22 protein-coding genes and 1 pseudogene are annotated in these 21,759 nt (G+C 62.8%); 8 read left to right on the top strand and 15 right to left on the bottom strand.

Annotation, left to right across the window (positions count from 1 at the left end; all coding sequences use genetic code 11):
- Positions 1 to 130: 130 nt before the first annotated feature.
- The 3 genes from rpsT (at position 131) to E8Q41_RS02140 (ending at position 3,590) form a co-directional block, all read left to right on the top strand.
- Positions 131 to 397 (top strand): 30S ribosomal protein S20, encoded by a 267-nt coding sequence (rpsT, locus tag E8Q41_RS02150; RefSeq protein ID WP_137153862.1) that lies wholly within the window; start codon positions 131 to 133, stop codon positions 395 to 397.
- An 810-nt stretch (positions 398 to 1,207) separates the two neighbouring features.
- Positions 1,208 to 2,767 carry a chromosomal replication initiator protein DnaA gene (dnaA, locus tag E8Q41_RS02145; RefSeq protein ID WP_137153861.1) on the top strand — a complete coding sequence of 520 codons (1,560 nt, stop codon included), beginning with the start codon at positions 1,208 to 1,210 and terminating at the stop codon, positions 2,765 to 2,767.
- 7 nt (positions 2,768 to 2,774) lie between these two features.
- Positions 2,775 to 3,590 carry a PhnD/SsuA/transferrin family substrate-binding protein gene (locus tag E8Q41_RS02140; protein ID WP_246660051.1) on the top strand — a complete coding sequence of 272 codons (816 nt, stop codon included), beginning with the start codon at positions 2,775 to 2,777 and terminating at the stop codon, positions 3,588 to 3,590.
- Here the strand turns inward: E8Q41_RS02140 and E8Q41_RS02135 are convergent.
- The 5 genes from E8Q41_RS02135 to rph all read right to left on the bottom strand — a co-directional run bounded on the left by E8Q41_RS02135 (position 3,572) and on the right by rph (position 7,674).
- A complete protein-coding gene (locus tag E8Q41_RS02135; protein ID WP_137153859.1) occupies positions 3,572 to 4,543 on the bottom strand; it encodes a fatty acid desaturase in 972 nt (323 codons plus the stop codon). The two genes, E8Q41_RS02140 and E8Q41_RS02135, sit on opposite strands and share 19 nt — an antisense overlap.
- Before the next feature lie 157 nt (positions 4,544 to 4,700).
- Positions 4,701 to 5,873 (bottom strand): radical SAM family heme chaperone HemW, encoded by a 1,173-nt coding sequence (gene hemW / locus E8Q41_RS02130; RefSeq protein WP_246660050.1) that lies wholly within the window; start codon positions 5,871 to 5,873, stop codon positions 4,701 to 4,703.
- A 7-nt stretch (positions 5,874 to 5,880) separates the two neighbouring features.
- The gene (gene rdgB / locus E8Q41_RS02125) at positions 5,881 to 6,525 is read right to left on the bottom strand and encodes an RdgB/HAM1 family non-canonical purine NTP pyrophosphatase (protein ID WP_137153857.1); all 645 of its coding nucleotides are present in this window, start codon (positions 6,523 to 6,525) and stop codon (positions 5,881 to 5,883) included.
- A gap of 13 nt (positions 6,526 to 6,538) precedes the next feature.
- Complete coding sequence (locus tag E8Q41_RS02120; protein ID WP_137153856.1) at positions 6,539 to 6,946, bottom strand: VOC family protein; 408 nt, start codon at positions 6,944 to 6,946, stop codon at positions 6,539 to 6,541.
- A gap of 11 nt (positions 6,947 to 6,957) precedes the next feature.
- Positions 6,958 to 7,674 carry a ribonuclease PH gene (gene rph, locus E8Q41_RS02115; RefSeq protein ID WP_137153855.1) on the bottom strand — a complete coding sequence of 239 codons (717 nt, stop codon included), beginning with the start codon at positions 7,672 to 7,674 and terminating at the stop codon, positions 6,958 to 6,960.
- A gap of 169 nt (positions 7,675 to 7,843) precedes the next feature.
- Between rph and hrcA the strand changes: the two genes are divergently transcribed.
- Complete coding sequence (gene hrcA, locus E8Q41_RS02110) at positions 7,844 to 8,899, top strand: heat-inducible transcriptional repressor HrcA (RefSeq protein WP_137153854.1); 1,056 nt, start codon at positions 7,844 to 7,846, stop codon at positions 8,897 to 8,899.
- A 114-nt stretch (positions 8,900 to 9,013) separates the two neighbouring features.
- Positions 9,014 to 9,616, top strand: a complete 603-nt coding sequence (gene grpE / locus E8Q41_RS02105; RefSeq protein WP_137153853.1) for a nucleotide exchange factor GrpE — start codon at positions 9,014 to 9,016, stop codon at positions 9,614 to 9,616.
- Between the two features lie 12 nt (positions 9,617 to 9,628).
- Here the strand turns inward: grpE and ybaK are convergent, their stop codons facing one another.
- Both ybaK and E8Q41_RS02095 read right to left on the bottom strand, forming a co-directional pair.
- Positions 9,629 to 10,102: a Cys-tRNA(Pro) deacylase gene (gene ybaK, locus E8Q41_RS02100; protein ID WP_137153852.1), complete on the bottom strand. Its 474-nt coding sequence runs from the start codon at positions 10,100 to 10,102 to the stop codon at positions 9,629 to 9,631.
- 2 nt (positions 10,103 to 10,104) lie between these two features.
- Positions 10,105 to 10,455, bottom strand: a complete 351-nt coding sequence (locus E8Q41_RS02095; protein WP_137153851.1) for an arsenate reductase — start codon at positions 10,453 to 10,455, stop codon at positions 10,105 to 10,107.
- 148 nt (positions 10,456 to 10,603) lie between these two features.
- On the opposite strand from E8Q41_RS02095, the gene E8Q41_RS02090 reads away from it, so the two are divergent.
- Entirely contained in the window at positions 10,604 to 11,809 is a 1,206-nt protein-coding gene (locus E8Q41_RS02090) for a GGDEF domain-containing protein (RefSeq protein ID WP_137153850.1), read from the top strand.
- Positions 11,810 to 11,818: 9 nt separating this feature from the next.
- Here the strand turns inward: E8Q41_RS02090 and E8Q41_RS02085 are convergent, their stop codons facing one another.
- The gene (locus E8Q41_RS02085; protein WP_137153849.1) at positions 11,819 to 12,832 is read right to left on the bottom strand and encodes a GlxA family transcriptional regulator; all 1,014 of its coding nucleotides are present in this window, start codon (positions 12,830 to 12,832) and stop codon (positions 11,819 to 11,821) included.
- A gap of 266 nt (positions 12,833 to 13,098) precedes the next feature.
- Here E8Q41_RS02085 and E8Q41_RS02080 point away from each other — a divergent pair, with 266 nt between their 5' ends.
- Complete coding sequence (locus tag E8Q41_RS02080; RefSeq protein WP_205910353.1) at positions 13,099 to 13,941, top strand: alpha/beta hydrolase; 843 nt, start codon at positions 13,099 to 13,101, stop codon at positions 13,939 to 13,941.
- Between the two features lie 69 nt (positions 13,942 to 14,010).
- Here E8Q41_RS02080 and guaA read toward each other — a convergent pair whose 3' ends face one another.
- The 3 genes from guaA to E8Q41_RS02065 are packed head-to-tail and all read right to left on the bottom strand — an operon-like array spanning position 14,011 to position 16,708.
- Positions 14,011 to 15,573 (bottom strand): glutamine-hydrolyzing GMP synthase, encoded by a 1,563-nt coding sequence (gene guaA / locus E8Q41_RS02075; RefSeq protein WP_137153848.1) that lies wholly within the window; start codon positions 15,571 to 15,573, stop codon positions 14,011 to 14,013.
- Between the two features lie 56 nt (positions 15,574 to 15,629).
- Complete coding sequence (locus E8Q41_RS02070; RefSeq protein WP_137153847.1) at positions 15,630 to 16,268, bottom strand: 5'-methylthioadenosine/S-adenosylhomocysteine nucleosidase; 639 nt, start codon at positions 16,266 to 16,268, stop codon at positions 15,630 to 15,632.
- Positions 16,265 to 16,708 (bottom strand): PaaI family thioesterase, encoded by a 444-nt coding sequence (locus E8Q41_RS02065; protein ID WP_137153846.1) that lies wholly within the window; start codon positions 16,706 to 16,708, stop codon positions 16,265 to 16,267. Before E8Q41_RS02065 ends, E8Q41_RS02070 begins: the two co-directional genes overlap by 4 nt.
- Before the next feature lie 152 nt (positions 16,709 to 16,860).
- Between E8Q41_RS02065 and E8Q41_RS02060 the strand changes: the two genes are divergently transcribed.
- Positions 16,861 to 17,805 (top strand): AEC family transporter, encoded by a 945-nt coding sequence (locus E8Q41_RS02060; RefSeq protein ID WP_137153845.1) that lies wholly within the window; start codon positions 16,861 to 16,863, stop codon positions 17,803 to 17,805.
- Positions 17,806 to 17,821: 16 nt separating this feature from the next.
- Here E8Q41_RS02060 and ptsN read toward each other — a convergent pair whose 3' ends face one another.
- The 4 genes and pseudogenes from ptsN to lptB form a co-directional block, all read right to left on the bottom strand.
- The gene (gene ptsN, locus E8Q41_RS02055; protein WP_137153844.1) at positions 17,822 to 18,286 is read right to left on the bottom strand and encodes a PTS IIA-like nitrogen regulatory protein PtsN; all 465 of its coding nucleotides are present in this window, start codon (positions 18,284 to 18,286) and stop codon (positions 17,822 to 17,824) included.
- A gap of 72 nt (positions 18,287 to 18,358) precedes the next feature.
- On the bottom strand, positions 18,359 to 18,940 hold the full coding sequence (gene raiA, locus E8Q41_RS02050) for a ribosome-associated translation inhibitor RaiA (protein ID WP_137153843.1): 582 nt from the start codon (positions 18,938 to 18,940) through the stop codon (positions 18,359 to 18,361).
- Positions 18,941 to 19,300: 360 nt separating this feature from the next.
- Complete coding sequence (gene rpoN / locus E8Q41_RS02045) at positions 19,301 to 20,827, bottom strand: RNA polymerase factor sigma-54 (RefSeq protein ID WP_137153842.1); 1,527 nt, start codon at positions 20,825 to 20,827, stop codon at positions 19,301 to 19,303.
- A gap of 194 nt (positions 20,828 to 21,021) precedes the next feature.
- A pseudogene (lptB, locus tag E8Q41_RS02040) lies at positions 21,022 to 21,750 on the bottom strand (LPS export ABC transporter ATP-binding protein); the annotation flags it as partial.
- Between the last annotated feature and the right edge of the window lie 9 nt (positions 21,751 to 21,759).

Raw genomic sequence — 21,759 nt, 5'->3', positions numbered from 1 at the left:
GCCCACAGTTTGAAAAGCCGTATATCCGGCTTTTCTGGATGCTCCCTCATTGCCCGGCATTGAGGCCGTACCCCGGAAGGGTCCGCGGCAAAGGGGCATGTCGGACAGGATCGAATTTAGAGAGGCATACATGGCCAATACCACTTCGGCGAAAAAAGCGACCCGCAAGATCGCCCGCCGCACGGAAGTCAACAAGGCGCGTCGTTCGCGCATGCGCAGCTTCATCCGCAAGGTCGAGGAAGCCATCGCTTCCGGCGACAAGACCGCTGCCGAAGCCGCTCTGAAGGCTGCTCAGCCCGAGCTGCAGCGCGCCGCCACCAAGGGCGTCGTCCATCGCAACACTGCGTCCCGCAAGGTGTCTCGCCTTGCCCAGCGCGTGAAGACGATCGGCGCCTGATTTAGGCATTCATCGCATTCCGAAAAAGGCCTGGCGTTCGCGCCGGGCCTTTTGTCGTTTTCCGGATTCTCGACCGAAATTTCGTCAAATTGTCATGAGATCTGACATTTGCAACATTTCGGAGCGATTGTGAGAGACGTAAATAATATATGAATATCAATGGGTTGCGGGAGGATCACTTTGCCGTCTCAGCCTGTCGCTGCGGCAGCGGCTCACTAAATCGAGTCAAGTGAATTTTTTATTTTTTTGTTTGTGACGCCTCAAAAAATGGGCCTCACGGGAATCCTATTGATTTGTTTGCGATTCTCTTTTGGGGGTCCCGGGTGCGAATTGGGCTTCGGGAAAGTCAACGGTTTTCTCTTAAGATTGGGTAAAAAAGGCGATTGATCTTGCCCGCCGATCTTGCCTAAATGACTTCCACGGAGACAGGGAAAACCGGTGAAGACAACAAGGACGCACCGGTAAACCAAGCTCCGGCTTCGGGCGGAAACATCGCTCAATCCTCGACCGACAGGCGTGCCAAGGGTCGACTCGTCAGAGTCATCCCGCGTAGTTCTGTCGTCTTATCGCGGGGAGCGTTTCGACGAGGCGAGTGCGTAAATCCCGGCATTTTCCAGGGACAGGAAATGCGGGGAACAGTGTGAGTAGATGAGCGTTAGATCCTGATCGTCAAGCCCAACGAGGCCCGTCAAACATTTCGCAACCGGGAACGGCTGCGGATTGGCGGATGAGCCTGACTTTCAGGAGGACGGATGATGTGTCGGAGAGCGATCTTCGACAGTCGTTCATGACGTGGAAAAAGGCGGCGACATGCACATGACAATGACAGAAAAGGGCGCGTTCTCTTCCGGGGACGCCCTCATAACGGCAGCCAATGCTGAAGCGCATGCGGGGGAAAGCGGCATGAAGAGCGACGCCTTGTTCGAGCGTTTCAGCGCGCGACTCAAGGCCAAGGTCGGGCCTGAAGTTTACGCCAGCTGGTTCGGCCGGCTGAAGATCCATTCCGTTTCCAAGAGCGTCGTCCGTCTTTCGGTTCCGACGACCTTCCTCAAATCCTGGATCAACAATCGTTATCTCGACATGATGACGTCTCTTCTTCAGGAAGAAGACGCCAACATCCTCAAGGTCGAGATTCTCGTCAGGTCCGCCGCACGTCCCTCTCGGCCGGGTATGGCAGACGAAGCTGGCGCGAACCTTGCGGATCCGGCGCCGGCTCAGCAGCCGCAGCGTCGCGGCGCTCCGTTCACCGCGTCTCAGCCGCAGCACATGTCTCAGCCGCAGGCGCAGCAGCCCGCCGCTCGACAGGCTCCGACCCAGCAGAGCACGCTGTTCGGTTCGCCGCTCGATAGCCGCTACACCTTCCAGAGCTTCGTCGAAGGCTCATCCAATCGCGTGGCGCTCGCCGCCGCCAAGACCATCGCCGAATCGGGCGCCGGCGCGGTGCGCTTCAATCCGCTCTTCATTCATTCGAGCGTCGGCCTGGGCAAGACCCACATGCTGCAGGCCATCGCGGCTGCGGCGCTGTCGAACCCGCGCAATCCGCGCGTCGTCTATCTGACGGCCGAATATTTCATGTGGCGCTTCGCCACCGCGATCCGCGACAATGATGCGCTGACGCTCAAGGAATCGCTGCGCAACATCGACATCCTGATCATCGACGACATGCAGTTCCTGCAGGGCAAGCTGATCCAGAACGAATTCTGCCATCTGCTGAACATGCTGCTCGACAGCGCCAAGCAGGTGGTCGTGGCCGCCGATCGCGCTCCCTGGGAGCTCGAATCGCTCGATCCGCGCGTGCGGTCCCGCCTGCAGGGCGGCGTCGCCATTGAGATCGAGGCGCCCGATTTCGAAATGCGCCTGGAAATGATGAAGATCCGGCTGGCTCAGGCCCGCACCGAAGATCCCGGCATCGATATTCCCGAGCAGATCCTGCGCCATGTCGCCGAAAACGTCACGGCGTCCGGCCGCGAACTCGAAGGCGCCTTCAACCAGCTGATCTTCCGCCGCTCCTTCGAGCCGGATCTGTCGATCGAGCGGGTCGACGAACTCCTCTCGCATCTGGTCGGCGCCGGCGAGCCCAAGCGTGTGCGAATCGAAGACATCCAGCGCATCGTGGCCCGGCATTACAATGTCTCGCGCCAGGAATTGGTGTCGAACCGCCGCACCCGCGTCATCGTCAAGCCGCGCCAGGTGGCGATGTATCTCTCCAAGACGCTGACGCCGCGCTCCTTCCCGGAGATCGGCCGTCGCTTCGGCGGACGCGACCATACGACGGTCCTGCACGCCGTGCGCAAGATCGAGGAGCTCCTGTCTTCCGATCAGAAGCTGTCGCAGGAAGTCGAGCTGCTGCGCCGCCTCATCAATGAGTGATCCGGCCTTGGTCTCGCCGCTCCGCGCCACCCTGTCGATGTACGACATGGAAGGCCCTGTGCGGCGGGCCAACGACCTCTTCTGGACCGCGCTCTCGCAAAACCTGCGCGAGCGCGGTTTTCCTGTCAGCGATCAGCTTGACCGCCAGTCGCATTATCATGCGGTCTGGAGCGAGCCGGATCTCATCTTTTCGCAGACCTGCGGCTATCCCTATGTGATGGAGCTCAGGGGCAAGGTGCGGCTGGTCGCGACGCCGATCTACGAGTTTTCGGGCGGGCAGGGCGTGGAGCGGGCGAGCTTCGTCATTGCGCATGAGACGCATCCCGGTCGCACGCTCGAGGATTTCCGTGGGCGCCGCGCAGCGATCAATGACTGGATGTCCAATTCCGGCATGAATCTGTTTCGCGCGTCCATCGCGCCGCTTGCCGAGGGCAGGCCCTTCTTCGGCTCGATCACGGTCAGCGGCGGCCACGTCGGCTCCATCGACGCCGTACGGGACGGACTGGCCGACATCGCCTCGGTCGACACGGTCACTTGGGGCCTGCTCGAAAAGCACGCGCCGGAGCGGCTGTCCGGCGTGCGAATCGTTGCGGAAACGCCTCGGGGTCCCGGTCTGCCCTTCATCACGCGCGGGACGACCCGCGATGCGGAGCTCGCGGCGATTCGTTCGGCGCTTGCCGATGTCGTCGCCGATCCCGCCAATGCCGAAATTCTTGCGACCCTCGGTCTGAAAGGCGTCGCCATCCTCTCGGACGGCGACTACCAGAGGCTCGACGATCTCCGTCATCAGGCCGAAGAGCTGGGTTACCCGGCCCTCGCCTGATCGCCGACGCTCACCCGATCGGGATGATGCGGATGCACGGGCTGATGATGGGTGCGGAAGAAATAGCGCCGCGCCACCTCCCAATAACCGTTATAGACCAGGCCGCCGTTCAGCCGGATGAAGGCGTCGCGTTCGGCCTTGTAGAGCGCCGGGATCTTGTACCAGGCGAGTTGCGGACGGCTGTGATGCACGATGTGGAGATTGTTGTGCAGGAACAGCAATCCGAAGGCGGGCGTGTTCTCGACGATCGCCGTGCGCTCTTCCTTTTCCCCGGCATAGCGATGTTCGGCGAAAGAGCGTAGCCGCGAGAAGGCGAGGCCCGCATAGACGAAGGCGGTCAGATAGATCCAGACCGGCATGCCGCAGACGCCGATGACCCAGACGAGCACTGCCACAGCGCCCAGCGCGTGCCGAAGCCACATGCCGAGATTGCGCAGATCGCCCTTGAGCATCAGCGCCGCCTCCGAGCCGAACAGCGCGGCCATGGCGATCAGCGGGCCGAGGATCAGCCGTCCCGGCAGCGTGTTGTTGATCGTCGCCAGCAGACGGCCCGCAGCCCCGGTCCGCGCCCAGTGTTCGCCGGTGAAGTAATAGGATTCCGGATCCTCGATCGGGTCCGTCAGCCAGTCGTCACGGTGATGCTTGAGATGCGATCGCTTGTAGAGCCGGTATGGCAGCCAGATCGAAATCGGCGGCCAGCCGATCGCGTCGTTGATCACCCAGAAGCGGGTGGGATGGCCATGCAGCACCTCATGCTGCAGCGATCCGTGCCAGGCGATGATCCAGCCTCCGAGCACGAAGAGCAGAGGATAGGGGAGTGCGGCCCAGAAGAAGGTGAGAAGCCCCCAGCCGCCGTAAATGACGAGAGCAAGGAGAACGGTGGGCCATTCGATGGATTTGCGGACCCGTTTCGCGCCGCCCGCAGAGGCGCCTTCGATTGTGTGGGATGACATGAAAAGCGATATGCTAGAAATCAGGTTCCGAACGCGGAGAGCAAAATCATCCTGGCGCTACCTAGGCCCCTATTAGAAAAGCCAAATCCGCTTTTCGTCAAGGCCATGCAAGCGATTGACAGCGTCGCCTTCAAGCTCCGCGCAAGCCGAACTGCCGTCAGGCGGCGAGATCGGCGACGACGGCGTCGAGCACCAGCATGCCGGATTGCGTGCAGCGCAGCCGTGAATTTCCCAGCCGTTCGAGAAGGCCGTGCTGGATGAGGAAGGCTTCCCGTTCGGGATCGAGGCCGCGCCCCGCAAGCTCGCTCCAGCGCGCGAGATCCAGGCCTTCGCGCAGCCTCAGGCCCATCAGCAGCATCTCGTCGGCCTGCTCGTCGCGCTCCAGGCTTTCCTGCTCGACCATGCCATGGCCTTTGGCGGCGACGGCGGCCAGCCAGGTTTCGGGATGCCGCTCGGTGGCGGTCGCATATTTGTGGCCCTGGCGGCTGATGCGCCCATGCGCGCCGGGCCCGATGCCGGCATAATCGCCATAGCGCCAGTAGGTCAGGTTGTGCCGGCTTTCCGCGCCCGGCTTGGCGTGGTTCGACACCTCGTAAGCCGGCATGCCATGAGCCTCCGTCACCTCCTGGGTGATCTCGTAGAGACGCGCCGCGGCCTCCGGGTCCGGCAGCACGATCTTGCCGTTCTGGTGCAGTCCAAAGAAAGGCGTGCCCTCTTCGATGGTCAGCTGGTAGAGCGAGAGGTGATCGACAGCATAGCCGATCGCCTCATTGAGCTCGCGGATCCATTCGTCTTCGCTCTGGCCTGGCCGCGCATAGATCAGGTCGAAGCTCATGCGCGGAAAGATCTCGCGCGCCAGCCGCACCGCCTTCAGCGCGTCCTCGACATTGTGCAGCCGTCCGAGGAATTTGAGATCGCGATCGTTCAGCGCCTGCACGCCGAGCGACACCCGGTTGACGCCTGCGGCGCGATAGCCGCGAAAGCGCTCGGCCTCGACGCTGGAGGGGTTCGCCTCCATGGTGATCTCGATGCCGTCAGGCATGTGCCAGAGCCGCGAAATCCCGGTCAACAGCGCGTCGATCGTCTCGGGTCTCATCAGCGACGGCGTGCCGCCGCCGACGAAGACCGATGTCACCGTCCGCGGGCCGCTGATGTCACGCATCACCGACATTTCCTTGAGGAAGGCCACGACGAAGGCGTCCTGGTCGACCTGCTGGTGGCGGACATGGCTGTTGAAATCGCAATAGGGACACTTGGCCGCGCAGAAAGGCCAATGCAGATAAACGCCGAAACCCGGTTCGCCCGTATCCGGAAGCAGGGCGGCGTTCACGTCCATCTCAGAGCGTCAGCCCCGTTTCCACCAGCAGCTTAAAGGCGCGGGCGCGATGCGACAGCGCCTCTGCGTCGCCAGGCCGCCAACCATGCTTTTCCTCGGCGGTCATTTCGCCGAAGGTCGTTTCATAGCCGTCGGGCTTGAAGATCGGGTCATAGCCGAAGCCTGCGGTTCCGCGCGGCGGCCAGACGATCTCGCCCTCGACTTCGCCGCGAAACGTCTCGGTATGGCCGTCAGGCCAGGCGAGGCAGAGCACGCTGACGAAGCGGCCCTTACGCTGGTCGGGCGCGATCGCGCCCTTTTCCTCGAGCGCGCGCTCGACCTTCTCCATTGCCCAGGCGAAATCGCGGCTGCCGTCCTCGCGCTCTGCCCAGTTGGCGGTGTAGACGCCCGGCGCTCCGTCCAGCGCGTCGATGGCGATGCCGGAATCATCCGAAAGCGCCGGAAGACCTGACGCAATAGCCGATGCCAGCGCCTTGATGCGCGCGTTCTCCTCATAGGTCGTGCCCGTCTCGTCGGGTTCGGCGAGGTTCAATTCCTTGGCGGATTTGGCGGTAAAGCCCATGGGGCCGATGAGATCGTTGATCTCGGCGATCTTGCCGGCATTGTGGCTGGCGACGATGATGGTCTTGCTGTCGAGCTTGCGCATGATTGCCTCTGGTTCAGACGCCCCAGATGCGGGGCTCGGCGAATTCCAGCGAATTGCCCGCCGGATCGCGAAAATAGATGGAGCGGCCGCCATTCGGCCAGGCGACGCGGGATTCGATCGCCACGCCCGCCGCGGTCAGTTTCCGTTCCCAGGCGTCGATCTCCGCAGCGCTCGCGGCGAAACAGAGATGACCTTCGCCTCTCGCGCCATGCGGCGGCACGGGCAGTTGATCGGGCGCGGGCGAAGTCACGGTTTCCTCGGGGTTGAACACCAGGAGCACCCCGTCTCCCGCGCGGAAGAACACATGGCGGTTGGCGCCGCGCGAGATGAGCTCCAGCCCGAGAATGTCGCGATAGAAGGCTTCGGCCGCGTCGAGATCGGCGGCGTAGACGGCGGTTTCGAGCACGCGGCCTGCCTTCATCGGGGATCTCCTCAGGCGATCGCCTGCTTCTGCAGGCCCACCAGTTCGGCGATGCCGTTCTTGGCGAGACCCATCAGCGTCAACAGTTCTTCTTCGCTGAACGGCGCGCCTTCGGCGGTGCCCTGGATCTCGACGATGCCGCCCGTTCCGGTCATGACGAAATTGGCGTCGGTCTCGGCCGAGGAGTCTTCGAGATAATCGAGGTCGATGACAGGCTGGTTGGCAAAGATGCCGCAGGAAATGGCCGCGACATGATCCTTCAGGACCTTGTCGACCTTCAGCATATTGCGGTTTTCCATCCATTTCAGGCAGTCATGGAGCGCGATCCAGCCGCCGGTGATCGAGGCGGTGCGGGTGCCGCCATCGGCCTGGATGACGTCGCAGTCGACGGTGATCTGGCGTTCGCCGAGCGCCTGCAGGTCCACCACCGCGCGCAGCGAGCGGCCGATCAGCCGCTGGATCTCCTGGGTGCGGCCGCCCTGCTTGCCGGAGGTCGCCTCGCGGCGCATGCGGTCGCCGGTCGAACGTGGCAGCATGCCATATTCGGCCGTCACCCAGCCCTTGCCGGTGTTGCGCAGCCATGCCGGCGGCTTTTCCTCGACGCTCGCGGTGCACAGCACATGCGTGTCGCCGAATTTGACCAGACAGGAGCCTTCGGCGTGCTTGGAAAAGCCGCGTTCGAACGTCACCTTGCGCATTTGATCGGTTTTCCGTCCGGATGGCCGCATCGTCACTTCTCCTGCTGTGCGTGTCTGAGCCGTATTAAGGGCGCAAGGGGGGATTTGCAAAGGAAAAGGGATGTTTTTTCTTTTGCGCAGCGCCTTCAAATCCTTATATTTCCCTTTGGTCCAGGCTGTGCTGGCTCTGGTGGAATATGTCATCGACAGGGAATGCTAGATGAAAATGCTCGACGATCGGTCTGGCGAAATCTTCCGGCGCATTGTCGAAAGCTATCTTGGCACAGGCGAGCCTCTGGGATCGCGCTCATTGTCGCGCCTTCTGCCCATGTCGCTGTCGCCGGCTTCCATCCGCAATGTCATGAGCGATCTGGAAGAACTGGGCCTGATCTACTCGCCGCATGTCTCGGCGGGGCGGCTCCCCACCCAGCAGGGCCTGCGCTTCTTCGTGGACGCCTTCATGCAGATCGGCGCCCTGTCGGAAGAAGAGCGCCGACAGATCGACCGGCAGATCAGTCCTGAAAATCGCGATACGCCGGTCGAAAACGCGCTGAACGGCGCAAGCCAGCTTCTGTCATCGGCCTCGCGCGGCGCGGGTCTCGTCATCACCGCCAAGAACGACACCCAGGTCAAGCATGTCGAGTTCATCCGGCTGTCGCCGGAAAAGGCGCTCGCGGTGCTGGTCGGCGACCGCGACGAGGTGGAAAACCGCATCATTTCGCTTCCGGCCGGCATCACTTCGTCGCAATTGATCGCGGCGGCCAATTTCCTCAACGCCCATATGTCCGGCCTGACGCTCACCGAGGCCGGCGAACGCATCGCCAGACTGAAGGAAACCATCCGCACCGAACTCGACCAGCTCTCGCGTGACCTCGTCGAACGGGGGCTGGCGACCTGGTCCGGCGCGGCCGACGATGACGGCCCGACGCGGCTTATCGTGCGCGGGCGCTCCAATCTTCTGGAAGGCGTCGATGGCGCGGAGGATCTCGACCGGCTGCGCATGCTGTTCGACGATCTCGAAAAGAAGGAATCGCTGAGCGACATCCTCAATCTCGCCGAAGGCGGGCAGGGCGTGCGCATCTATATCGGCTCGGAGAACCGGCTGTTCTCGCTGTCGGGTTCGTCGCTCGTCGTGGCTCCCTATCGCAACAGCGAGGACCGCATCATCGGCGCGGTCGGCGTCATCGGCCCGACCCGGCTCAATTATTCCAAGATTGTGCCCATGGTCGACTACACCGCGCAATTGATGTCGAAACTGGCCGGCAAGGCGGTCTAGCCCCGCCCGAAAACCCGCGAATCTTGGCGCAACACCTTGATTTTTTCGCCTCGAAGCTCGATATCCCCGATCAAATCAGCTCACTTTGATGCATTCACATATGCGGAGACCGTAATGACCGACGAGACCAAGAACGCGCCGCAGCAGGACGCCGAAACCGCCGCCGCCGCTCATGAAAACGCCGAAACGGCCCAGCCCGCCGAACCCGATCCGGTCGAGCTGCTGAAGGCCGAGAACGCCGATCTCAAGGACCGATATCTGCGCCTCGCCGCCGAGATGGACAATTTGCGCCGCCGCACCGAGCGTGACGTCAAGGACGCCAAGACCTATTCGGTCGCCGCATTCGCGCGCGACATGCTGGGCGTCTCCGACAATCTGCGTCGCGCGCTGGACGCCATTCCGGCGGAAGCCCGGACCGGCGGCGACGCCGGTTTCGTGGCGCTGGTCGAAGGTGTGGAAATGACCGAGCGCTCCATGCTCGGCGCGCTCGAACGCCACGGCGTCAAGAAGATCGAACCGACCGGCCAGAAATTCGACCCCAATTTCCATCAGGCGATGTTCGAGGTCCCCAATCCGGAGATTCCGGCAAACACCGTGATCCAGGTTGTGCAGGACGGCTATGTCATCGGCGACCGCGTGCTGCGTCCCGCCATGGTCGGCGTCTCCAAGGGCGGCCCCAAGGCGGACGCCGCGCCGGCTCCCGAACAGACGGCCTGATCGCTCGAGAAATCAGGCGATCACCGAGGCGGCGAAGCCATTCGCCGCCTTGATTGCATCCTGGGGAGCGAGTTTCACCTGCAGTCCACGCTGTCCGCCATTCATGTAGACGAGAGCATGGGCGAGCGCCTGTTCCTCGAATACGGTGGGAACCTGCTTCTTCTGCCCGAACGGCGAAATGCCGCCGACCACGAAACCGGTGGTCTTTTCCGCCTGCGCCGGCTTCATCATGTTGGCCGACTTGCCCTTGAAGGCGCTGGCGAGCTTCTTCATGCTGACCTCTTCGTCCGAAGGCAGCACCACGCAGACAGGCTTGCCGTCCACCTCGGCCATCAGCGTCTTGAGCACGATCGATGGCGCGGCGCCGATCGCTTCGGCGGCCTGCAGCCCGATCCGGTCGGCGTCGGGATCGTAGTCATAGGTCACCGTCTCGAAGGACACGCCGGCCTTGCTGAGCGCCAGCGTGGCGCGGGTCGATTTCGACATGTTCAGCCCCCGAAGAGGCCGGCATAGAGTTCAGGCTTAAAGCCCGCCGTCAGCGATCCGTCCTTGTCGAGGATCGGCCGCTTGATCATCGAGGGCTGCGCCGCCATCAGCCGGATCGCCTTGTCGCGGTCGAGATCCGCCCGGTCTTCATCCGGCAATTTTTTGAAGGTCGTGCCGGCGCGGTTCAACACCGTCTCCCAGCCGAGCGCGTCCACCCAGGCGGCGATCGTCTCGGGCGCCGGGGCGTCCTTCTTGTAGTCGTGGAACCGGTAGGCCACTCCCTGGCTGTCCAGCCAGGTGAAAGCCTTTTTCATCGTGTCGCAGTTCTTGATGCCGTAAATCGTGACGCTCATGCGATCCTCATCCTTTTTCCTAGGTTCTATCCAGCCGCCGTCGCCCCTGCAACCGGGCGAAAACCGACAAACCGCCTCCATTTAAAACGAATTTTAAGGCCGGCCCTGTAGCTCTGGAGGAAAGAGTGAATTCGTCGCCGGGAATGTCATGGAAGCTTTCGACAGTTTTGCCCTGACCCTGCCGATCATGGCGCTGACCGTATCCGCGGTTTTTCTGGTGCTGTGGCGGTTCGGGCTGAAGGCCGCCCTGTTCTGGGGCCTGGGCTTCGGCTGTTCCGGGCTCGGTTTTCTCGTGAGTTTGCCTCTGGGTCCTGCCGATATCATGGCCATGACGGGCGATGCGCTGTTCGCTTTCGCTTTCTTCTTCTATGGCCAGGCGCTGCTCACCCATTTTGACGCCCAATATCCTCTCGGCTATCGTCTGGCGCTGATCGGCGCCTATCTTGCGGTCGACAGCTATCTCGTCTTCGGCCTTGCCGACCTGCGCTCCGAATTGCTGCTCAACGATCTCGTCGCAGCGCTGCTGCTTGGTCTGCCGCTGTCCGCCGTCGTTCAGCAGGCGCATGCGACCGCCGATCGGCTTGTCGTCGCCGCCGCGTCGCTGGTGGTCATAGAGACGCTGACGCGCGTGGCCGCCATCAGTTATCTGGTCGACGGCAACGACGATATCGAAGCCTTCGGCGAATCGGTTTACGCCGTGGTCATGCAGATCACCTCCGGCTGTTTCGGCGTGCTGCTTGCCGCCGCCGCCTTTGGCTCCATGGTCATGCGGGTGATGCTGAACTATCGGCGCGCCGCCGAAGTCGATCCCCTGACCGGTCTCTACAACAGGCGGGGCCTGGAACAGGCGTTGAAGCCGATCCAGGCTCGCGACGCCTGGTCCGGCGTCATCGTCGTCACCGATATCGATCATTTCAAGCAGGTCAACGACCGCTTCGGTCATGCCGCCGGCGACCGGGTGATCGCAGCCTTCGCGCTGGAAATCCGCACGTCGATCCCTGCCGGCGCAGTCGCCGCCCGTCTCGGCGGCGAGGAATTCGTCATCTGCATCCCCGGGGCCAGCCTCGCCGAGGCCGGCGTGCTCGCCCATGGCGTCCGCCTGCGCTTTGCCGGCCGCGACTGGCGCCAGTTCGGCATTGACCGGCAGATCACCGCAAGCTTCGGCGTCGCCAAGATGCAGGCGGAGAACGACACCCTGCAGGCGGCGATCGACCGCGCCGACCAATGCCTCTATGAGGCCAAGGGCGCAGGTCGCAACATGGTCGTGGTGGAAGGCGGCGTCTTCGAGACCGGCGAGACATTGATCGCCGATCTCCAGGCGGCGCTGTCTGCGCTCAAACAGGCCGACGGCTGAGAGGACTGTTCAGCCGACTGCAGCCTGCTCAGGCTGTGCCCCCGATGCGCCATGCCGAACGCCGAAACGCTGCCGGTATTGGGTGGGCGTGAGGCTCGTCACCCGCAGAAACACGCGCCGGAAGGCCGTGACATCGGAGTAGCCGACATTCCACGAAATCTGCTCCACGGGCAGATTGGTGGTTTCCAATGCATCACGGGCTTTCATGATGCGGATCTGCTGAAGATATTCCGTCGGTCGAAGCCCCGTCGCCTTGACGAAGCGGCGCAGAAAGGTGCGTTCCGCAAGCCCCGCCCGGCCGGCGAGCTCTGGAATGTCATGGGCCTCCGCAGCCTGCGCATGGATATGGTGCTGCACGCTGAGAATGGCGGCGTCGCCATGGTCGAATCTGGGCGCGAAGGCCTTGTAGACATCCTGGTCGCGACGGGGCGGGTCCACCAGAAGGAACCGGGCTGTCGCCAGCATCGTTCCGACGCCCATGAGCTTTTCGACCAGCGTCAGTCCAAGATCCGTCCAGGCCAGGATCCCGCCCGCCGTCATGATGTCGCCGTCATCGATCACCATCTGCTCGGCCGCCAGTTCGAGCTTCGGATAGCGTGTGGCCAGTTCCTGGCTGAACGCCCAATGGGTCGTCACGCGCCGGCCATTGATCAGCCCGGTCTCCGCCAGAACGAAGGCCCCGGCGCAGATCGAGCCGATCGTGGCGCCTTCCTTGTGCTTGGTCGCCATCCAGCGCGCCGCGACGGGCATCGGCTGCATCTCAGCCGGCATGATGATGCTCGGCGGCGCGATCACATAGCCGAGACGGTGCGGCGCTCCCGGGTGACTGTCCCAGCCGCACACCACATCGTCGCCGGCAATCCGCCAATGCGAAACCCGAATGGTTCTCGGATGTTCGGTCTGCTGCGGCGCCCATTGGCTTGCGATGCGGAACAGATCCGTCAGGCCGTAAACCGCCGACAATTGACAGTCGGGATAGATCAGCAGCCCGATTTCCGTCACGACGTCGGCCTGTTCCGTCATATTGTCACTTTCTGCATCATTAAAGTCATTTTCGCCACCTCTCCATGAAGCACGAATGGCCTACATCTGTCCATGTCGAAACGACGACAGAGCGCGAACCATCCGAGAAAGGAACGACCATGGCATCGATTGAACAAGGCTTCGGCCCGATGGCCACCCGCCGCGGCTTGCTGATCACGGGCGGCGCAGCCGTGTCGCTCGCAGCCCTCAATATTCCCGCATTCGCCAAGACCCAAACCGCTTCCACGAACCAAGGAGAGACCGACATGACCAGCAGTTTCGTCAGCACCAAGGACGGCGTTGACATCTTCTACAAGGACTGGGGTCCGAAGGACGCGCAGCCGATCGTCTTCCATCACGGCTGGCCGTTGTCCTCGGACGATTGGGACGCCCAGATGCTCTTCTTCCTGTCGAAGGGCTATCGCGTCGTCGCCCATGATCGCCGCGGCCATGGCCGCTCCGCCCAGGTGGCTGACGGTCACGATATGGATCACTACGCCGCCGACGCATTCGCCGTCGCAGAACATCTGGACCTGAAGAACGCGGTTCATATCGGCCACTCCACCGGCGGCGGCGAGGTCGCCCGCTATGTCGCCAAGCACGGTCAGCCCGCCGGCCGCGTCGCCAAGGCCGTTCTCGTCGCGGCCGTCCCGCCGCTGATGCTCAAGACGGCCTCCAATCCGGAAGGTCTGCCGATCGAGGTGTTCGACGGCTTCCGCGCCGCTCTGGCCGCCAATCGCGCCCAGTTCTTCCGCGACGTTCCGGCCGGCCCGTTCTATGGCTTTAACCGCGAAGGCGCCAAGGTTCATGAAGGCGTGATCCAGAACTGGTGGCGCCAGGGCATGATGGGCGGCGCAAAGGCCCATTATGACGGCATCAAGGCCTTCTCGGAGACTGACCAGACGGAAGACCTGAAGGCGATCACCGTGCCGACGCTCGTCCTGCATGGCGAAGACGACCAGATCGTTCCGATCGCGGATTCGGCGCTGAAGTCGGCGAAGCTGTTGAAGAACGGTACGCTCAAGACCTATCCCGGCTTCTCGCACGGCATGCTCACTGTTAATGCCGATGTGCTCAACGAAGACCTGCTGGCCTTCGTCAAGGCTTGATAGGTCAAAACAAAAAGGCTGCGGCGATCGCTCGCCGCAGCCTTTTTCTCGCTCAGGAGAGAGCCTGAATTATTCCCACTCGATGGTGCCGGGCGGCTTCGACGTCACGTCGTAGACCACGCGGTTGATGCCCCGCACTTCGTTGATGATGCGGGTCGCGGCGCGGCCGAGGAAGTTCATGTCGTAGTGATAGAAATCCGCCGTCATGCCGTCGACCGAGGTCACGGCGCGCAGCGCGCAGACGAATTCATAGGTGCGGCCGTCGCCCATCACGCCCACGGTCTGCACCGGGAGCAGCACGGCGAAGGCCTGCCAGATCTTGTCGTAGAGGCCGGCCTTGCGGATTTCGTCGAGATAGATAGCGTCGGCTTCGCGCAGGATCTCCAGCTTTTCGCGGCTGATGCCGCCCGGGCAGCGGATGGCGAGACCCGGACCCGGGAAGGGGTGGCGGCCGATGAAGCTGTCGGGCAGGCCGAGTTCGCGGCCGAGCACGCGCACTTCGTCCTTGAACAGTTCACGCAAGGGCTCCACGAGCTTCATGTTCATGCGATCGGGCAGGCCGCCGACATTGTGGTGGCTCTTGATCGTCACCGACGGGCCGCCGGTGAAGGAAACGCTTTCGATGACGTCAGGATAAAGCGTGCCTTGGGCGAGGAAGTCGGCGCCGCCCAGTTTCTTGGCCTCTTCCTCGAACACTTCGATGAACAACCGGCCGATTGTCTTGCGCTTGGTCTCCGGATCGCTTTCGCCTTCGAGCGCGCCGATGAAGCGGTCGGAGGCGTCGACATGGATCAGATGCAGATTGTAATGCTCGCGGAACATGGCGACGACATCGCGCGCCTCGTTCTTGCGCATCAGGCCGTGATCGACGAGCACGCAGGTCAGCTGATCGCCGATCGCCTCATGGATGAGGAGCGCCGCGACAGAGGAGTCAACGCCACCCGAAAGCGCGCAGAGCACGCGGCCGTCGCCGACCTGTTCGCGGATCGTCTCGACCGCGCGCTGGCGATAGGCCGACATCGACCAGTCGCCGGCCACGCCAGCGATCTTGTGCACGAAGTTGGAGAGCAGCTTGGCGCCGTCAGGCGTATGCACCACTTCCGGATGGAACATGGTGGTGTAATATTTCTTCGCTTCGTTGACGCAGATCGCGAACGGCGCATTTTCCGAGGTGCCGATGATCTCGAAGCCTTCGGGGGCCACGGTGACGCGGTCGCCATGGCTCATCCACACCGGATATTTCTGTCCGACCTCCCAGAAGCCTTCGAACAGCGGGCTCGATTTGAGGATCTCGACATCGGCGCGGCCGAATTCGCGCGCATGGCCGCCTTCCACTCTGCCGCCGAGCTGGGTGCAGAGCGTCTGCTGGCCGTAGCAGATGGCGAGGATCGGCAGGCCGCTGTCGATCACCGCCTGCGGAGCGCGCGGGCTGCCCTCATCGAGCACCGACGCCGGGCCGCCGGAAAAGATGATCGCTTTGGGACGAAGACGGTGAAAACCTTCTTCGGCGGATTGGAAGGGAACGATCTCGCAATAGACGCCCGCCTCGCGGACGCGCCGGCCGATGAGCTGCGTCACCTGGCTGCCGAAATCGATGATGAGAATGGTGTCGGAGGGAGCTTGCTGGGTCATGGCGAGCCTTTAAAGAATCTCTCGGGATCGCGCAAGCGGTTGCGCCGCCGCGTCGCTCAAAAAACCAGGCGTCCGTCGGCGATCGCGGTCTCCATCGCCTCGACGGCGCGGGCGAGCTTCTCGTCGATCACCTCGAGATATTCGGTCCAGTCGTTGACATGGCGAACCTCCTCCTTGCCGTCGGAGATGCCGCGCAGGCCGATCAGCGGAATATCGAAGCTCATGCAGGCGCGCAAAACGGCGAAGGTTTCCATCTCCACCATATCGGCGTCGATCGACTTGTACGCCGCGCCGGAGACGACATTGGCGCCAGTCGACAGCCGCGCTTCCGGCACGCCGGGAATGCGCAAGGGCAGGGGGATCGCCGCAGGCAGGTCGAGGAAGGGCGTGCGCCCCTTCTCAAAACCGAAGGCGGAGGCGTCCATGTCGCGATAGGAGACGGAGGAAACCTGATAGACATCGGTCTGTTCCAGCGTCGCCGAGCCTGCCGAGCCGAGCGAGACGACGAGATCGGGCTTGCGCCCGTCGAGCGTCAGTTCGGTCAGCACGCGTGTCAGCTGCACCGCCGCCTCCACCGGGCCGACGCCGGTCATCACGGGGGTGAACAGCGCCTTCAGCGCCGGGCCATATTCCGCCTCGGCGGCCATCACATAGAGGATGGATTTTCCGCCCGTCTGTTTCAGCCTGTCGCTCATCCGCGAATGTCCTCTCGTCCTCTCAGCGCCATCTTGGTTCCGGTCATCGAGGCGATCAGCTTGGCCGGTCCGTCGCCCAGCGCATAGGCGCGTCCGTCCGCCACGATGATGTTGGAGCCGGGCTTGGTGATCTCGCCGCGAAACAGAAAACGCGGCGCCTTGCCGGGCGACATCAGATTGACCTTGAATTCGATCGTCAGGATCGAGGTCTCAGGTTCGATCATCGTATAGGCCGCATAGGTGCAGGCAGAATCAAGCGCGGCCGATATCACGCCCGCATGCAGGAAACCGTGCTGCTGGGTGAGTTCGGGCCGATAGGACAATTCGATCTCGACCGATCCATGCTCGATGCGGGTGAGTTCCGCCCCGATCAGCGCCATCGCGCCCTGGGAGGCGAAGGACGCCTCGATCCGCTCCCGAAAATCCGTCTGTTCTGCCATGGTCCGCCCTTTCGCGGTTGCGAAACTGCCATCACTTCCCCCGAGACACAAGCCGCACCATGACCATGAAAAGGCTTTTCCTGACGCAAGATAGGCTTTGCGGGCATGCGTCCGGCCTATATGCAGGGCTTGAACTCGAGGAGACGCGAACCATGCTCGCCACCGCGCAAAATGTCCTGCCGGTCTTCATCCTGATCTTCGCCGGCTGGTTGACGGTCGCCACCGGCTATCTCAGAGCGGAAGCCGGCGACGCGCTGTCGAACTTCGTCTTCAAGGTGGCCGTGCCCGTGCTTCTGTTTCGCACCATTGCGGAGGCGGATTTTCACGGGGCTTTCCCGGTCAGGCTGTGGATCGCCTATTTTTCGGCCGTCGCCATCGTCTGGGCCATCGCTTATGCACTGTCGATCACGGTTTTCGCCGTCAATCATCGCATGGCGACCGTCGTGGGCGTCTCCTCCGCCTTCGCCAACACCGTTTTCGTCGGCCTGCCGCTGATCGACCGCATCGTCGGGCCGGAAGGCCTTGTCGCGCTGTCGATCCTCATCGCCATTCATCTGCCGGTGATGATGATCGCCTCCTCGCTGCTGATCGAGCAGGCCGAACAGCGCGACACAGGCAAACCCAAAGGCAATTGGCTGGAATTCCTCGCCTCGCTCTGGCGCAATCTCTCGCGCAATCCGCTGGTGTTCGGCATCATCGGCGGCGGTCTCTGGCATCTTCTCGGCGTGCGGCTGGAAGGCGTGCCCGCGACGGTGATCCACCAGATCTCGCAGATCGCCGGGCCTGCGGCGCTTCTCTCGCTCGGCATGGCCATGCGCCGCTACGGTTTTGCGGGACAATTGCCGCTGTCGCTCACCGCGACGCTGCTGAAGCTCGTGGCCATGCCGGCGCTGGTGCTGTTGTTCGCGACGCTCCTGGGTCTGAGCGACCAGTGGCGCACCGCGCTGGTGCTGGTCGCCGCCGTTCCCACAGGCGTCAACGCCTGGCTGATCGCCTCGCAGTTCCGCACCGGCGAACCCCTGGCGGCGTCGACGATTACGCTGACCACCGGTTTCGGCGTCGTCAGCGTCACATTCTGGGCGTTTCTTCTGGGATAACCCTCCTGCGTCGCCCTCAGGCGGCGTTGGAGGTCTGTTCCTGGTTCAGGCAGGCATGCAGCGCCTGCGCCGTTTCCGACGAGCGCAGACGGGCGACGAGATCCTGATCGCGCAGGACGCGCGCGATGCGCGACAGCGCCTTGAGGTGATCCGCGCCCGCGCCTTCCGGGGCGAGCAGCATGAAGACGAGATCGACGGGCTGGTCGTCCAGCGCTTCAAAATCGACGGGCGTTTCGAGCCGCGCGAAGACGCCGGTGATCTTGTCGAGCGATTTCAGCTTGCCATGCGGAATGGCGATGCCGCCGCCGACGCCGGTGGAGCCCAGCTTTTCACGCTGCAGCACCACGTCGAAGATTTCCCGCTCGGAAATGCCGGTGAGAGTGGAGGCGCATGTCGCAAGCTCCATGAGGAGCTGCTTCTTGGACTGTACGCGCAGGCCCGGTAGAATTGCTTCCGGGTGCAGGATATCCGCCAAAGCCATAAACACTGTCCTCTTCCGGCTTGGTATCGGCGGGCCGGCCTCGGCCGACCCGCATGGTCTCAATCGAGGGGGTCAGCCCTTGATGCTGGCAGAATCAATCCAGCCAATATTGCCATCGTTGCGACGATATACAATGTTCAACTCGTCCGATCCCGGCTTGCGGAACATCACGACCGGTTCATCGGTCATATCCAGCGCCATCACGGCGTTCGCCACAGACATGGTCGAGAGCTTCTTGGTGGTTTCGGCCACGATCACGGGAGCGAAATCTTCCGCCACTTCCTGCTCGTCGTCGTCCTCGAACGGCGCGTCGATCACCGAATAGGCAACTTCCATATGCAGGCGGGCGTCGCCGCCATTGTGGTGGTCGCGCAGCCGGCGCTTGTAGCGGCGCAGGCGCTTCTCGATCTTGTCCAGCGCCGAGTCGAAAGCGACCTGCGGGTCGTTGGCGTCGCCGGCGGCATGCAGGTCCGCGCCCGAATCGAGGTGGATGCGGCAATCGGCGTTGAAACGGGATCCGGTCTTGGTGACGGTCACCTGGCTCGAAAAGCCGCCGTCGAAATACTTGGTCACGCCATCACTGATCGCGCCCGTGATACGGGTGCGGAACGCATCGCCAATATCCATCTGCTTGCCGGTCACACGCACACTCATGGTGTTTTCCCTTCCTGCACTTTCGTTTCCGAAGTCCGCATGGTCACGACCTTTCCGGGAGGGACCTCTGTTCCCGTGAGGCCTTCGCCGCCGCGAGAGCCGGTCGCTCCGCCCAAGGCCGGGCGCGCGCCTGTTCTGCTTCGGCAAACCATTCGGGTCAGTCTATTCCAAGCCGGTCCGTCATCCAAGCTTTTCTCGCGGCGTGCTTAAGGAGTTTCGAACGCGCGGTTTGGCTGTGATTGGGCGCGGGCTCTATCGCTCGTCTGCGGCGAAGTCAAGCGCAGACGCTCCGTCAGGCTGTGTATAGGCGATAAATCATACAAATAGAGATTGTCCAGGTTGATTGGAAAATCAGCGGTCTCAGGCCGGAACCGCCTTGGCCATGGCTCTCTTTTCGCGCCTGCGTTGCACGGAAGACGGAATGTTCATGGCTTCGCGATATTTCGCCACGGTCCTGCGGGCGATCTCGATGCCTTCGCCGCCCAAGGCCTCGACGATGTCGTCGTCCGAGAGGATCTTGTCGGCGGTTTCCTCCTGGATCATCGCCTTGATGCGGTGGCGCACCGACTCCGCCGAATGCCCGTCGCCGCCCTCGTTGGAGGCCAGCGAGACGGTGAAGAAATATTTGAGTTCGAACAGGCCGCGCGGCGTCAGCATATATTTGTTCGACGTCACCCGGCTGACGGTCGATTCATGCATCTTGATCGCCTCGGCCACCGTCTTCAGGTTCAGGGGCCTGAGATGGGCGATGCCCTGAGCGAAGAAGGCGTCCTGCTGGCGCACGATCTCTGTCGCCACTTTCATGATGGTCTTGGCGCGCTGGTCGAGGCTGCGGGTCAGCCAGTTGGCGTTCTGCAGGCATTCGGCGAGAAAAGCGTGGTCGGAGGATTGCTTGGCCACCGAGCCTGCGACCTTCTCGTAATAGGTCTGGTTGACCAGCACCCGCGGCAATGTGTCGGGATTGATTTCGACCGTCCAGCCGCCGTCCGCGGCCGCTTTCACGATCACGTCGGGGATGATCGATTCCGACGGCGCGCTTTCGAAGCTGCTGCCGGGCTTGGGATCGAGCGCGCGGATTTCCCCCAGCATGTCCAGCAGGTCTTCTTCGTCGACGCCGCAGATTTTCTTGAGGGAGGCGAAGTCGCGCCGGGCCAGAAGTTCGAGATTGGCGAGAAGCGCGCTCATTGCCGGATCGAGCCGGTTCTTGAGCCGCAGCTGGATCGCCAGGCATTCCGACAGCGACCGGGCGTAGACGCCGGGCGGATCGAGCTCCTGCAGTTTGGCGAGCACCGCGTCGACATCCTCGCGCCGGGCATTCAGCCGTCCGGCGAGTTCGTCGACTTCCGCGCCGAGATAGCCGTTCTCGTCGAGCATGTCGGTGAGGTGCCGCGCGATCAGCCGTTCGATGTCCGATGTCACGCTGAAGGGGATCTGCCGGTCGAGATGATCCTTCAATGTCACCTGGCTGGCGACGAAATCGTCGAGATCATAGGCTTCGCTGCTTTCGCCTGCGCCGCCCGGCATGGATTTCCACTGCTGCAACAGTTCCGGCGCGTCGGCCTTGCGCGGACCGGCATCGTCCTGGAAGACGTTTTCGACGCCGGTGTCCAGGGCTTCTGACAGTCGCTCCGCGCGGCTCGGCTGCAGGGGCGGCTCTTCGCCGCGATCGGCGGCTCGCCCGCCGTCGAAGCCCCGCTGGTCGAAATCGCCTTGTTCGGCATTCGCCGGCGTCGCAATCTCCAGCAGCGGATTCTTCTCGACTTCCTGGGCGATGAAATTGTTCAGCTCCAGAAAATTCATCTGTAGCAGCTGGATGGACTGCATCAGCTGGGGCGTCATCACCAGCGATTGAGACTGTCGCAAAAAGAGGCTTGCAGACAAGGCCATGGCTTACGCTATACTCCCTGTTCGTCCCCGCCGAGAGCGGGACAATGGCAGTGTGATGCGAACGATGACGAACTGGCCCAAAAATTGCTTAGAAATCTCCCCGGGTCAAGAGAGGGAAGGCTTTTGCCGCAAAATTATGCGCGCCGAGAGCAGAAAGCGGCGGGACCCGCGCCCGCCGGCTGATTTTCAGCCGTTCAAAGGCTGAAATTGTCGCCCAGATAAAGCCGGCGCACATCCGGATTGCTGACGATCTCCGAGGCGCGGCCATGGGTCAGCACCTCGCCGGCATGGATGATATAGGCGCGGTCGATCAGCCCGAGCGTCTCGCGGACATTGTGGTCGGTGATCAGCACGCCGATGCCGCGTGCCGTCAGGTGTCGGACGAGATTCTGGATGTCGGCCACCGAAATCGGATCGACGCCCGCAAAGGGTTCGTCGAGCAGCATGAAGGACGGATCGGTCGCCAGCGCGCGGGCGATTTCGAGACGTCGCCGTTCACCGCCCGACAATGCCACAGCCGGCGATTCCCGGAGGTGGGTGATGCCGAATTCACCCAAAAGCTCGCTCAGCTTCTTCTCGCGGGCAGCCTTGTCCTTGGTGTGGATTTCGATCACCGCGCGGAGGTTCTGCTCGACAGTCAGGCCACGGAAGATCGACGCCTCCTGCGGCAGATAGCCCACGCCCAGCCGGGCGCGCTGATACATCGGCATCCAGGTGACGTCGTTGCCGTCGATCTCGATGCGGCCCTGGTCAACGGGCACCAGCCCGGTGATCATATAGAAGCAGGTGGTCTTGCCGGCGCCGTTCGGGCCGAGAAGGCCTACGGCTTCGCCGCGGCGCACCACCATGGACACGCCGTTGACGACGCGGCGGGCGCGATAGGCCTTGGTGATGCCGCGCACGATCAGCGTGCCGCGATAGCGTTCGCGCGC

The organism is Rhizobium sp. FKL33 (assembly GCF_005222915.1).
Lineage (GTDB): Bacteria > Pseudomonadota > Alphaproteobacteria > Rhizobiales > Rhizobiaceae > Rhizobium_E.
This window is presented reverse-complemented; position numbering and strand designations above follow the sequence as displayed.